Below are 16,229 nucleotides of genomic sequence, written 5' to 3' on the forward strand. Positions count from 1 at the left end.
GATCAGAAACATATACATGGGCAGCTAATGGCCAAGATTATACAACAGCGCAATCTGGACTTACAATTACTAACGATGGATGTACAGCTGATGATGTACTAAACTTAACTGTTACGCCAAAACCTGCAGACGACGTTACAAATGCAACCATCTGTTCAGGAGAAACATATACATGGGCAGCTAATGGCCAAGATTATACAACAGCGCAATCTGGACTTACAATTACTAACGATGGATGTACAGCTGATGATGTACTAAACTTAACTGTTACGCCTCAAACTGTTTGGTATTTGGATGCTGATGGAGATGGTTACGCAATATCAACGGTTTCTGATTGTTCATCTCCAGGAATAGAATACACATCTAGTGTACTTCCTGTGACTGATTGTGATGATACACCTGGCACTGGAGCTAACATATATCCTGGAGCACCTGAAATCACAGATGATGGTATTGATCAAGATTGTGATGGGTTTGACCAAACCACGCTTGATAGAGACAAATTAGAATTCAGAAATATTTCTGTGCTACCAAATCCATTTGGTAATACTATTAACATTGATTTACCTTCAAGCTATAATAGTGTAGAGTTTGGTATACAGATATTCGACATGAATGGTAGATTAGTTATAGATAGACAATATTCTAGTTCTAACAGAAGAATAAGTGTAAATGGTTTAGATCAATTAGACCAAGCACCTTATGTTGTGAAAATAATAAATATAGAAACTGGATTCTCTATGATGAAACAGTTAATAAAATTCTAATCAACTATAAGTAATAAAAAAAAGAGGCTGAGTTTAATGAAAACTCAGCCTTTTTTCTATAAAATCATTCCTCAAACAATTTACACTTAAAATTTTAATTAATTGATTTTCAATAAATTAATTTTTAATAATGTATTTCATCGATTATTTTTGTATTTCATGGAGTTACACTTTATATTTGGTGCTTAAATAATTAGTCCCAAGCTAAATTTAACCTCTCATGAAAAAAATTACTTTTTTATTAAGGAGTACTATCCTTATAGTAAGTATTCTTATTTCTAACAATTTATTTTCACAAACCTGTGGAACAACAATAAGCTCATTTCCTTATTCTGAAGATTTTGAATCTGGTACTGGAGCTTGGACACAAGCAACAGGTGATAATGGTGATTGGACAAGAGATAATAATGGAACATTATCAAGTGGTACTGGACCAACTACAGTAGGAGTTGGCTCTACATTTTACATGTATGTTGAAGCTTCAACAAGTGGCGGTATAGGGTTTCCAAGTAATTTCACGAACTTTGATAGCCCTTGTTTTGATTTATCAGGAACAGCAAGTGCAACATTCTCTTTTGATTATCATATGTTTGGTGCAGATATGGGTACGCTTAACGTACAAATAAGTACTGATAACGGAGCAACATTTCCGACGACATTATGGACAAGAACAGGTAATCAACAAGCAACTCAAGATTCTGGTTACCTTAATACCTCAATCGACTTATCAGCTTATGTTGGTTCAACAATAAAATTAAGATTTAATGGCATTTCAGGATCCACTGGTAGTGGCTGGAGCAGTGATATTGCTATAGATAATATAAGTTTAAGTGTTGTTGCTGGAAGTGTGCCAGAAATTAATATTACAGGAAATGCAACTAACATACTAGATGGAGATGTAACTCCTAATGTGAGTGATGATACAGATTTTGGTAGTGTTGATATTACTGGTGGTACTAACGCTAATACATTTACCATTCAAAATACAGGTACTGTAACATTAAATTTAACAGACCCTTCTCCTTACATCACTATAAGTGGTACACACGCAGCCGATTTTTCATTAACAACAAATCCGTCAGCTACCATTGCTGCTGGTGGAAATACATCTTTTACTATTACATTTGATCCTAGTGCTACTGGATTAAGAACAGCAAACGTTAGTATTGCTAATGATGATTCAAATGAAAACCCATACACCTTTGATATTCAAGGAACTGGAATAGACCCATGCGGCTCAACAGTGAGTAGTTTTCCATATACTGAAGATTTTGAATCAAATACTGTTGGAGCATGGATTCAAGATACAACTGATAATTTTGATTGGACCGTTAACAGCGGCGGAACCACTTCTACAGATACCGGCCCAACTGGTGCTGGAGGTGGAACATATTACATTTATACGGAAGCTAGTTCAAATTACAATAATACAAGTAATCTTTTTAGCCCATGTTTTGACCTTAGTGGCTTAACAAATCCAGAGTTTTCCTTTAGCTACCACATGTATGGTGCTGATCTAGGAACTCTCAATGTAGATATTAGTACCGATAGTGGAATTACTTACCCTACAAATCTTTGGACACAAACTGGTCAAGTTCAAACTGCAAATGGAGATGCTTGGATTACCGTTACATTAAACCTTGCTGCTTATGCTGGGCAAACTATTAAATTAAGAATTCAAGGCATAACAGGAAGTTCCTGGAATAGTGATATAGCAGTAGATGATATTTCTCTGTACAACACAGCACCAGAACCAGAAATAAACCTTATTGGTAATGCTACAACAATTACAGATGGAGATACAACGCCATCAACCACAGATGATACTGACTTTGGAAATATTGATGTTACCGTTGGTACTAATGCCAATACGTTTACCATTCAAAATACAGGTACCGCAACCTTAAATTTAACCGATCCATCCCCTTATATTACAATAAACGGAACCCATGCAGCCGACTTTACATTAACAGCAAATCCTTCAGCTACTGTAGCTGCCAGTGGCAGTACAACATTTACTATTACATTTAACCCAAGCGCAACAGGCTTAAGAACCGCAACCGTAAGTATTGCTAATGATGATTCAGACGAAAACCCATATAGTTTTAATATTCAAGGTACGGGGATAACAACAGTACAAGAAATAAATATTCAAGGTAATAGCGTTGATATCGCTGATGGTGATACCACACCAGATACAAGCGACGACACAGATTTTGGTAGCATTGTAGTTACTAGTGGCAATAATGCCAATACCTTTACCATTCAAAACTTAGGTACCGTATCTAGTTTAAATCTTACAGGAGCTTCTCCTTATATAACTATTGGTGGAGCCCACCCTGGAGATTTTACTGTAACAAGTATCCCTTCAGCCACCATAGCAGCTAGCAGCAGCACTACTTTTGAAATTACATTCGACCCTAGCGCTCTAGGTACTAGAACTGCAACTGCATCTATAGCAAATGACGATGGAGATGAAAACCCTTATACTTTTGATATTCAAGGTACTGGAATAAGTGGTCCTCCAACATATACTATCTACTACGAAAATTTTGATAATAATGATGGTGGATGGACTATGACTAACAGTGGCTCTGGCTCAACATGGACATACGGAACAAACACTACTGATATATGCGAAGCAAATTACTGGTATACTGATAGCTACAACAACTATTTAACAAATACCGATACATACGCAACAAGCCCTGTAATAGATTTAACAGGTTTCTACAATTTAAAGTTCAGTATAGACATACGTTATAATACAGATGCTAATGATGGTGCTTTAATAGAATATTCAACTAATGGATCTACCTGGACCACTTTGGGAGCTATGGGGGATGGAACGCAATGGTATAATTCTGCAAGTGTAAACGCATTAGGAGCTGTAAATGGCTGGAGCGGAAATAACAGTACTGAATCATTCACGCCCATAAGAAATTTATCAGAACAAGCAAGCATTGGTTTACCTTCAGCTCTAGATAATGTAGCTACTGTTCAATTTAGAATACGTTTTGCATCCCAAACCTCAAATGGTGATGGATTTAACTTTGATAACGTGTTTATACATGGAGATCCTTACACGCCTTTTGCTGATCCAAGTTATGCGCCAGGAGGTGTTACCAATAACCTGAAACTCTGGCTAAAAGCCGATTCTGAAATTGGTGTAGTAGCAGATGGATCAGACATTGCTACATGGACAGATCAAGCTCAAGATAACGATGCTGTAAGTGTTACTGCAACCAGTCCTGTATTTTATAATAGTGCTACCAATAACATCAACTTTAATCCCTATGTTGACTTCGTTAAGACAAACCAAGACGTTATGAAAGGTAAAGGTGGATATTTTGCAAGAGAATATTTTATTGTAATACAAACTGATGGCGTAATTGACGATGAATTATCTAATACGCAAGCACCAATTTCTGGAAGACATGCTATAGAAACAATGCATAGTGATGGTAGTGGCTTATACTTTGGAGCAGGATCAATGAGATTTCAAAATTATAACTCTATGGTTAACCACATGGTTAGTACTGTCCCAACAAGTTTAGCTGGATTAGGATCTAGTGGTTCATGGGGTAGAACGTATTCCAGCGCAACAGATTCTTATGATAATGAAGTTATTGTTTTCAATATTAAAAACAACGCTACCAATACATCTACAGAAATTTATAAAAATGGTATTAGAATAGATAATGAAACAGGAGAAGTATCATCCGCACCATTTGACCCATTACCCTTTGTAGAATACCTAAACTCTTACTATTGTTTGGGTAGTGGACGTATCTCTATAAACGGTCACCCTTTTGACACCTTCTTCGATGGAAAAATCGGTGAAGTTTTAAGCTACTCTCAGACCAACTCATCAACAGATCAGCATAAGATTCTATCTGCACTTTGTATTAAATATGGCATCACACTTCATGATACAGCTAGTACTACAGCAGTTAACCTTAATGATAGAGACTATATTGACTCACAAGATACAGTAATATGGGATACAAGTGCCAACAGTGGTTATAACTACGATGTTGCAGGTATAGGTAGAGATGATGCATCTGAATTAACACAAAAACAATCTAGCAGTTCTAATGATGCTACTGACGGCACAGGACTAATTGAAGGCATATTAACTATTGGATTATCCGATATTTATGATACAAACAGCGACAATGTCACAAGTAATCCAACAAATTTTAATGATAGGGAATTCCTGATGTGGGGTAACAATGGATCTGACTTAAATTTAGCAGCTACAGCTATAAGTGTTGATATGAGCTCTGGGATTTCAGGTTTATCTACACCTGTATCATTTGTCGCTATGCAACGTAACTGGAAAGTAGTTGAAATTGGAGGAGATATACCTTCTTGTAAAGTTAGAATTCCACAAAATGCGATAAGAAACATAACGCCTCCAGGGAATTATTATATGTTTATTTCTGACACTGGAGTTTTCGATCCAACAGCAGATTATAGAGTAATGACTCCTGATGGCAGTGGTAACTTAGAAGCAGACTATAACTTTAATGGTACAAAATACATTACATTTGGTTATGCCCCACAAGTTGTTGTTGAACGTTCAGTGTATTTTGATGGTGTTGTTGACTATGTAGATATGGAAAACAACTTAGACCTAAATACAACTGAATTTACATTGTCTGCTTGGATTAAAAGAGATACAGGAACAACAAACGCTTCTATAATATCTAAGAGAAATGCAGCAGATTCAGAAGGATATGATCTTAGAATTAATGGTTCTGGACAATTAGAATTTTCAGTAAATGGAGGAGCTGGCACTCTTAACACTACAGTAGCCATTCCTGAAAACAAATGGCATCACGTGGCAGTAATTTATGAGAGTGGTACAGCAAGATTGTATATAGACGGTGTAGAAGCTGCGTCAAGCACTTTACCAGCACCAGTAGCTACCTCGCAAAAATTCTTAGTGGCTGCCGCTGATGGTTTTGACCCAAATACAACTGACTATTTTACCGGAAACATTGATGAAGTAAGAGTTTGGGATGTAGCACTTTCTTTAGATCAATTAAGGTATGTTATGAATCAAGAAATCATTAATGATAGTACCTTAGCATTAGAATATGGAGATGTTATCCCAACTACTATTACAAAATGTGAAATTAGTAGCATACCATGGACTGATTTAGCAGGATATTATCCAATGTCAGTATACACATATACCAACACAGATGACATGTCGGGTAATAATATTCAAGGCGCTTTACGAAATTTAAATACAGTTGATTACCAAACTGCCCCACTACCTTACAGCACCCAAGCTGCTGGTTCATGGGATACAGCAGGAACTTGGTTAAACAATTCGGTAGTAGATTTACCTAATGCTTTATCAATTGTAGATGGCACTACACCAATAAGTTGGAATATAGTAGAAATAAACCATGACACTTACCTTGGTGCCTCATCTACAACAACAAGAACAAGAGATTGTTCAGTACAAGCTCTGATTATAAATAGTGGCGATTTACAAGTGAATGGAGACACAGCTGCTAATGAAGGTATAGGCTTAACCGTAACACATTATTTATTACTTGACGGCACCATTGATCTAGAAGGAGAATCGCAATTAGTACAATCAGACCGTAGTGATTTTGATATCGCTAGCACAGGCACATTAGAACGTGATCAACAAGGTGTACCTAGTACTTATATCTATAATTATTGGTGTTCCCCAGTTGCTCCAACTAGTAATGCAGACCATACAGTTGCTAGTGTATTTAATAACATAGGCTTTCTAACCACAGGCTACAATGGTACAACATCTCCATTGCAAAATGCCGATTATTGGATTTGGACCTATACTAATTTACCAGACGATGATTATTCACAATGGCAACATGCTAGAAGCACAACTCCTATTTCTGTAGGAGAAGGGTTTACAATGAAAGGACCAGGTGTAGCCACTCCAGAACAAAATTATGAATTTGTTGGACAACCTAATAACGGAGATTTTAGCTTACCAATTACTGTTGATAATGATTATTTAATTGGTAACCCATACCCTTCCGCCTTAGACGCAAATGCATTTATTTTAGATAACTTAAGTGCTGCTGACGGAGGAACTAATACACAAAATGTAATTAATGGTGCCTTATACTTTTGGGATCATTTTTCAGATAACACACATAACCTTGGTTCTTACGAAGGTGGTTATGCCACTTTAACCTTAATTGGTGGAACTCTGGCTATATCAGACGATGCTAGAATTAATGTAACTTATGCAACAGGAACAAAACGCCCTGAAAGGTATATACCAGTAGGACAAGGGTTCTTTGCTTCAGCTGTAAACGATCCTACCTTAACTGGGTTATCACAACCAATAGTTGGTGGAAATATCTTAATTAGAAACAGTCAAAGAGTATTTCAAAGAGAAACTGTTTCTGGATCAAATACAGGTTCTATTTTTGTAAAAAGCAACAATACAAAGAAATCTACAGCCAGTAATAACACAGAACAAGATACAAGACAAAAAATAAGACTAATGTTTGATTCTCCTGACGGATATCATCGTGAATTACTTGTGGGTGTAGATGAAAGAACCACAAATAATTTTGATCTTGGATATGATGCTATTTTATTAGATGTTGGCAATGAAGATATGTATTGGAATTTTAATGATACACCACTGGTAATTCAAGGTGTTGATAATTTTGAAGAAAGCCAAGTACTTCCATTAGGCATAAAAACCTCAAAGCCAGGTATATCTACAATAAGAATTAATGAGTTAATAAATATTGAAACTAACAAAAGCATCTATTTACATGATAAAGAATTAGATGTGCACCATGATTTAAAACAAAGTGACTATACTGTCAATCTACAAGCTGGAGAATATAAAGATAGATTTGAAATAACCTTTGGCAATAATAATAGTGCTTCACTTGGAACAGATGATTTTGAATTTGATGATTTAGTAATTCGTTATCAAAATGACAACAATAAATTAGTGATTGAAAATCCAAAAGAACGAACTGTCAATGCAATCGAAATTTTCAATTTGTTAAGTCAATCGATAAAAAATTTTGACGAAGCATCTAATAAGAATCAAATTCTACATGAAGTAAATGATGTTTCTACTGGTGTATACCTTGTAAAAATTCATTTAGATGATAACCAATCGATTTCACAAAAGATTATTATTGAATAAAAAATAAATTTAGTTTTAATAATAAAAAGTTGGAGATTTTAGGTAAAAGCTAATTCGCTCCAACTTTTTATTTTATCTAAAATGAAAAGCTTATTTATACATCATTTTATTTTAAAAATGCTTTTCATCGATTATTTCATACATTTTATCGTTTATTTGAAAAATAAATCTTTATATTAGCACAATGCTATTTTTTAGCATACAAAACATATTTAGCCCCAAACTAAATAACCTATAACATGAAGCATATTGCTATTACACTCTTAATAGTGTTCTCTCTCTTTTTTAATACTTTAAAAGTATTTGCTCAACTTCATACTACTCCCGAATGTGGAAATAATTATACACTAAATTGGTCTACATACCCAGAAGATTCAAATGAATATGGCTGGCCATCTGGCGCATTATCAAATGTGCTTAATAATGTTGATAATTCTGATGTAGATATTACTATTACATTTACCGGAGAAACAAGTACCTTAGGGTTTTGGGCAGGACAAACCCCAAAAGTAGGGACAAAATCCAGTTATCTACACAAAGGCATCGATTTGTTAAGCAATGGCTTCGTTAAAGATGGGATTACATGCACCATAACATTTAGCAAACCTATATATGCACTGTCTTTCGACATACACCATATCAATGTATATGAAGTAAATGGGGATAAATATACCATTACTGGAAAAAATCTAGAAGGAGATATTATTTACCCTGAGTTCACGCATTCCCCTTCCCCTTCATATACTACTGATGAAACAACAGGAATTGTAAATGCTGTATCTAATTTAACTTCTGGAGAAAATCCTATTGTAGGCGTAAACTTTACTGATCCAAACTATATAACAAGCATAACTATTCTTTGGGAAGACTGTGAAAGCTGTGCAGCTGAAAAAGCACATGCTACAGGTATTGGTAATTTTAGTTTCTGTACACCACAAACACTAGACTTTGATGGAGAAGATGACTACATCAGTACTCCTGCATTTCTAGGAGGTCATGATCAAATAACAATGATGTCTTGGATCAAAGCAGATAGCAATTCAGGTTCTAGTGAAATCATGGGACAACGTAATTTTAGATTATACCTAGATAACAATAACAAACTAAAAACTTTTATAAAAACCGATACTGGATTGGAAATAGTTTCTCCTGATATTACTGAAGGGTTCATTGAGCCTAATATATGGCAACATGTAGCTGTAGTGTATGATGGAGATACTGGTATAGTTCTTTTGTATTTAAATGGCAATATTATTTGGAGTTATTCAGATGCAGTACTCGCCAACACTACAATTAATAACACCACAGATTGGAATACAGACCACGACTTTGAAATAGGTAGAAACACCGAAATAAAAAATAATTATTTTGAAGGCTCCATTAATGAGATAAGAATATATAAAACTGCATTAAATAGCAATCAATTACATCAACAGATAAATCAAAAAATAAAAAACAATAATGGATATGTTAGAGGAACAACGATTCCTAAAGATATAGTTGATTTAACCTGGGACGATTTAATTCTTTATTACAAAATGGATATTCTGGACACAGGCTATACATTAGACAGTTCTCTCAGTAATAAACATGGCCTGTTACACAATATGTCTACATTTCAGGAATACACAGCTCCACTACCCTATATCACAAAAACAAATAACAACAATAACAACTGGAAAGATGCCAATAGTTGGCTACATGGTAATACTTGGAATATACACAATGATGTTCCTGAACATGCTATTGTCTCAATACAAAGTAATATAGAAACCAACGAGAATTTGAACACTATAGGGCTAATAGTTAATCAAGGAAAAAATCTTATCATAAACAATAATTCTGGCTTATTTAACTCTTGGTATTTAAAACTAGATGGCAACATAAAACTAAAGGATGGAGGACAACTAATACAAACTGAAAATAGTACTTTAGATGAAACTAGTAGTGGTGTTTTAGAAAAAGACATTAAAGGTACTTCTGATAAGTATACTTATAATTACTGGTCATCTCCTGTAAGTAAACAAAGTAATATAAAAAATAATACCAATTATACTGTTCAAGATATTTTTTATGGTATAGAATTTTTAACCAATGGATACGATGGTTCTGAAATTCCACTTGGTATTGCTGACTATTGGATTTGGAAATTCAGTAACAAGCTAAGTGATGATTATGCATCATGGCAACATGTTAGAAGTACTGGCGAGATTGCTCCCGGGGAAGGTTTCACTATGAAAGGCCCTGGCACAAACGCAATAGATTCTAAACAAGAATACACACTTAAAGGTAAACCAAATAATGGAGACATTAACTTGACCGTAAATGCAGGAAACGATTATTTAGTTGGCAACCCTTATCCATCAGCAATAGACGCTGTAGAGTTTCTTCTAGACAACAAAGCCGAAATATCTGGATTAGGTTCTACCAATGGTTCATTATATTTCTGGCAACATTGGGGAGGTGGCTCACATGTTGCTAACGATTATCAAGGAGGATATGCTACATTTTCTCTTTCTGGTAGTATACCAGCAGCTTCTAAAGGAACTAATACACAAGAAACAGAAACTAAAAATACCGCTGCAGAAATACCTGGAAGATATATTCCAGTTGGTCAAGGGTTTTATATTACTTCAGAAACTAATGGTACCATAAAATTCAATAACAGCCAGCGCGTATTTTATAATAATGATGATACTAATTCAATAAAGTTCAAAAATAATTCAGCAAACAAAAAAATAGAAAATAGCATTGGAGACTCAAGAATGAAACTTAGAATTGGATTTTATTCTGCAAATACAATAAAAAGACAGCTTCTTTTAACCGAAGACAAGAATGCAACTTTTGGTGTAGACTGGGGGTACGACTCAAAGTATATTGACACACAAATTGATGACATGTATTGGATGCTCAATCGTGAAAAATATTTAATTCAAGCCATTGATACTATAACCCCTCAAACAATACTTCCTATAGGGGTTCACACCAATAAACCTGGTTTAAATAGCATAAGTATTGACAAACTAGAAAATCCAACTTCAGAAATTGAGATATATCTTCATGACAAAGAACTCGATGTTTATCATAATTTAAAAGAATCAAAATATGAAACTTATTTACCTGAAGGGGAAGTCTTAGAAAGATTTGAAATTACGTTTTCTAAATCTCAAAATATCTTAAGCACAGAAAAGCGCGAAAATCTGGAAACAATGGATGTTTACTATTCAAACAAAAATAATAGTATTACAATAAATAACCCTAATGCTCAAAACATTAAACTTGTAGAAATGTTTAACATTCTTGGGCAGTCATTATTTAATCTCAATGTAGATTCCAATAAAAAACTCATAGAATATAAAGTGCCTCAAAATATTTCTGGAAATTATGTAATTAATATTGAAACCGATTTAATGAAAATTACCAAAAAAATACTCATTAGATAATCTAAAAACAGTGTAAACATTTAACTAAATCGCATTTAGTCGATTATTTTATACTTTTCATCGTTTTTTGAAAACAAAATCGTACATTTACAACATATACGTTTCGTTTATAAATATTTAGCCCCAAACTAAATAACCTACATATGAAGAATTTTACCATTACCATTATATTGGTATCGTCTCTCTTTTCTTATACTCAAAAAACTTTTGCGCAGATACACTTACCGCCTAGTTGTGGTGAGAACTTTACATTAGATTGGGCTTCTACGCCATCTGCAAGTAACGAATATAATTGGGCTCCTGATGGAGCTTTTACAAATACCTATACCAACGTAGATAACTCAGGTATTGACTTCACAATAACATTTACCGGAGAAACAAGTACACTTGGTAGCTGGGGAGGTCAGACACCAAGAGTTGGAACATCAGCAAGTGGAGGTACAACTGAAAATTTAGATCTATATACTACTGGCTTTTCATCCACAGGAATTACATGTACTATTACATTTAGTTCCCCCATTTATGCTCTATCTTTTGATCTTTTACATGTTAATGCAGGAGGAGGGCATGGAGATATGTACACCATAAGTGCTACTACAGTCTCAGGAGGAACTATTTATCCAACTTTTACAAATTCTGCAACACCATCTTACACCTCAAATAATACAACTGGCGTTGTTGACGCCAATGCTTCTTCTACAACAGGAACTAACGCAATGGTAGGGGTTAACTTTTCTGACTCAGATTACATTACAAGTGTTAGCTTTTTATGGGAAGATTGTAGTTCTTGTTCTACATCTAGAATTCACGGTTCTGGTTTAGGCGACTTTAGTTTTTGTATTCCACAAACATTAGATTTTGATGGCGTTAACGATTACATCAGTAGAAGTGCTTTTTTAGGAGGTAAATCTGAAGTTACTATGATGACATGGTTTAAAATGGATTCTAGTTCAGACGGAGGAGAAATTATGGGACAACGTAATTTTAGATTATTTGTAGACTCAAATAAGAGACTTAAGGGTTTTATGAGTACAAATCTTGGATCAGAATTAGATTCTCCAGATATTTCAGAAGCATTACTAAGTGATAACATATGGTATCATGCTGCTTTAACATTCAACAACGTATCTGGAACTTTCGAATTATTTTTAAATGGCACCAGTATTTATAACTATACAACCCCAGCTCTAATCGGAGTATCAATAAATAATCTTAGTGACTGGAATTCAAATCATGATTTTGAAATTGGAAGGAATACTTATAATGACAATAATTATTTTGAAGGATCCATATATGAATGTAGGGTTTATGATAAAGCACTTACTTTAGAACAACTACACAGACAAATTAACCAGGAAATTGAAAATAATGATGGAAATGTAAGAGGAACTGTAATACCTAAAGACATTGAAGATTTATCTTGGAGTGATCTAATTTTATATTACAAAATGGGCATTATTGATACTGGTTACACTCCAGATGATTCAAATTCCAATGTAGATGGACAGTTGCATAATATGAGGACCTATCAAGAATACACTGCACCTTTACCTTATGTTACCACTACATCTTGCAGTGGTAATTGGAATAATTCCAATAATTGGGAACATGGAAGTGTTTGGGATATTCACAGCATACCTCCAGATTGTGCAATAGTACATATACAAGGTAGCTTAGAAATAGACGAAAATATAAACACTGTAGGAATGATAATTGATAGCGGAGCCACTCTTGATGTAACAAATAGCTCTGGTTTATTCAATAGTTGGTATTTAAAGCTCGATGGGAAAATAGATTTAGAAGGCGAATCTCAACTCGTTCAACAAGAAGATAGTAGTTTAGATCCTACTAGTAGTGGTAGCTTAGAAAAAGATCAGCAAGGTACTGCAGATACCTACACTTATAACTATTGGTCGTCTCCTGTTGGTAGAACCAATAATTCCTCTAATAATAATGACTACAATGTAACTGATATTTTTACTAATGTTAATTTTTTAAGCTCTGGATACAATGGCACTGCATCTCCTTTAGGTATTGCAGATTACTGGATTTGGAAGTTTAATAACAGACTTAGTGACGATTATGCTTCATGGCAACATGTGAGGCAGTCTGGTACTCTCAAATCTGGCGAGGGGTTCACTATGAAAGGTCCAGGAAGTGGAAGTATTAGCGACGAACAAAATTACATACTTGAAGGCAAGCCTAATAATGGAGATATTGATTTAGACATAAGTGCTGGGAATGACTATTTAGTAGGTAACCCCTATCCATCTGCCATAGATGCAGAACAATTTATATTAGATAATGGCGCTACAATAGCTGGACCTGGTTCAACAACAGGAACACTGTACTTTTGGGAACACTGGGGAGGTAATTCTCATATAGCAAACGAATATCAAGGTGGTTATGCTACTTATTCTCTAGCAGGAGGAGTTCCCGCGGCCGCTATTGGCACAACAGATCCTGATGTTGCTTCTGGTGGCACACCTACAAAAATACCAGGGAGGTATATTCCTGTTGGTCAAGGCTTTTTTGTAACCGCTGAAGCTACTGGTACCATTAAGTTTAATAACGCACAGCGTGTATTTCAAGTTGAAGATGGTAGTAACTCCCTATTTGTTAAAGGTCAAAACTCCAAAAAGACAAGTAAAAATGAAAGTTCTAAGGTAGCAGATTCAAGAATGAGGATTAGAATTGGGTTTAACTCCACCAACACCTTAAGAAGACAAATATTACTTACTGCAGATCCAAATGCATCAAAAAATGTAGACTGGGGATATGACTCCAAATATATTGATACTCAAATAGACGACATGTATTGGATGATAAATAATGAAAAATTTGTAATTCAAGCCCTAGATACCATTACAGACCAAACCATAATACCATTAGGCATACACGTAAAAGAAGCTGGACTTAACAGCGTTATTATTGATGAACTAGAAAACATACCTGATAACTTGGATATTTATTTACACGATAAAGAACTAGGGATACACCACAACCTGAAAGTTGCTGGCATATACGAAACACAATTAACAGCAGGTGAGCACCTAAGCCGATTTGAAATTACATTTTCAAAATCTCAAACACTAAGTAATGATGATTTTAAAACTGTTAAAAATATTGATGTATTATATTCTAACGAACAAGAAAGTATCGTAATAAACAATCCAGAATTTCATCTCATAACATCTGTAGAGATATTTAATATCCTTGGGCAGTCTTTATTCAAATTACAGCCAAATTCTAGTGAAGATAGTATTAGATATAAAATTCCAAAAAACATAGCTGGAAACTATGTTTTAAGTATCGAAACAGATCTAGGTAAAATATCTAAAAAAATAGCGATAAAATAGTTGTTTGAGTTAGTCTCATTAACCCAAATCTAATTTCAAAAAAGACTATTTCAAGTCCTGAACTGACCTTCAGGACTTCTTTTTATACTAGAAATTAATGCATCTAAAGCGACTTTCTCTTGTACACCCGTTTTCATATTCTTTAGTGTATACGTACTTGAATTGATCTCCTGATCTCCAACCAATACTACAAAAGGAATCTCTCGCCTATTAGCGTGTGTCATCTGTTTTTTCATTTTAGCAGCATCTGGATACAATTCTGCGTGTATACCTTGTTCTCGAAGTTGCTTTATAGCCTTTAAACTAAATAGAGCTTCTTTATTACCAAAGTTGATGAATAAAACCTCTACATTTTTAGAAACAGTTTCTGGAAACAAGTTTAATTCTTCAAGTACTAAATAAATACGATCCAAACCAAAACTGATACCTACACCACTCATATTAGGCATTCCAAAAATCCCAGTAAGGTCATCATAACGTCCTCCGCCACCAATAGAACCCATTTTCACACCCTCTGGAGCTGCAACTTCAAAAATTGCACCTGTATAGTAATTAAGTCCTCTTGCTAGAGTTACATCTAGTTGTAACTTAGCTGTTTTTAAGCCTAACACAGAAATGGCGTTATTTATAAATTCTAATTCCTCAATCCCTTTTTTACCTTCTTCAGAAATAGATAAAATAGCTTTTAAACTATCAATTTGAGATTCGAAATTACCAGAGATAGAAAACAAAGGTGCCAATTTATCTATTCCAGATTGTGGTATACCTTTACCTAACATCTCTTGTTTTACCTTCTCCTCTCCTATTTTATCAAGCTTATCTAGAGCAACAGTAAAATCAATCAATTTATCACTTGCACCAATAACTTCTGCTATTCCTGAAAGGATTTTACGGTTATTAATTTTAATCGTAACACCATCAAGTTTTAATGCTGAAAATACAGTATCATACAGCTGAATAAACTCTACTTCTTGCCATAAAGAATCACTTCCCACCACATCAGCATCACATTGGTAAAACTCTCTAAAACGTCCTTTTTGAGGTCTATCAGCACGCCAAACAGGTTGAACTTGATAACGTTTAAAAGGAAATTCTATATCGTTTTGGTGTTGTACAACGTAACGGGCAAAAGGTACTGTTAGGTCGTAACGGAGAGCCTTTTCAGAAATACTTGATGTCAAAGTATTCGAGTCTTTCTCAGAATATGCCTTTTCATTTGCTTTTGACAAGTAATCTCCAGAATTCAAAATTTTAAAAATCAAACGGTCGCCTTCATCTCCATACTTACCCATCAACGTATTAGAGTTTTCAAAACTTGGCGTTTCAATAGGTTGAAATCCAAATGTTTCAAACGCACTGCGAACTGTACTAAAAATGTAGTTACGCTTTGCTACCTGCTCTGGGTTAAAATCTCTTGTACCTTTTGGAATGGATGGTTTTTGTGCCATATTACTGCCTGCTACCGCAGGTA

At 34.7% G+C, this 16,229-nt stretch carries 5 protein-coding genes; 4 read left to right on the top strand and 1 reads right to left on the bottom strand.

Translation table 11 applies throughout. The features are described from left to right. The 4 genes from EYD46_RS17820 to EYD46_RS16515 form a co-directional block, all read left to right on the top strand. Positions 1 to 767 (top strand): T9SS type A sorting domain-containing protein (locus EYD46_RS17820; protein ID WP_165454404.1); only part of this gene is annotated, 767 nt, incomplete at its 5' end. 220 nt (positions 768 to 987) lie between these two features. Further along, positions 988 to 7,956, top strand: a complete 6,969-nt coding sequence (locus EYD46_RS16505; RefSeq protein WP_130938271.1) for a choice-of-anchor D domain-containing protein — start codon at positions 988 to 990, stop codon at positions 7,954 to 7,956. Between the two features lie 239 nt (positions 7,957 to 8,195). Then, the gene (locus tag EYD46_RS16510) at positions 8,196 to 11,399 is read left to right on the top strand and encodes a LamG-like jellyroll fold domain-containing protein (protein WP_130938272.1); all 3,204 of its coding nucleotides are present in this window, start codon (positions 8,196 to 8,198) and stop codon (positions 11,397 to 11,399) included. A gap of 143 nt (positions 11,400 to 11,542) precedes the next feature. Continuing rightward, a complete protein-coding gene (locus EYD46_RS16515) occupies positions 11,543 to 14,758 on the top strand; it encodes a LamG-like jellyroll fold domain-containing protein (RefSeq protein WP_130938273.1) in 3,216 nt (1,071 codons plus the stop codon). 50 nt (positions 14,759 to 14,808) lie between these two features. Here the strand turns inward: EYD46_RS16515 and hisS are convergent, their stop codons facing one another. Next, positions 14,809 to 16,206 carry a histidine--tRNA ligase gene (hisS, locus tag EYD46_RS16520; RefSeq protein ID WP_130938274.1) on the bottom strand — a complete coding sequence of 466 codons (1,398 nt, stop codon included), beginning with the start codon at positions 16,204 to 16,206 and terminating at the stop codon, positions 14,809 to 14,811. Positions 16,207 to 16,229 lie beyond the last annotated feature (23 nt).

Source organism: Hyunsoonleella pacifica, from assembly GCF_004310335.1.
Lineage (GTDB): Bacteria > Bacteroidota > Bacteroidia > Flavobacteriales > Flavobacteriaceae > Jejuia > Jejuia pacifica.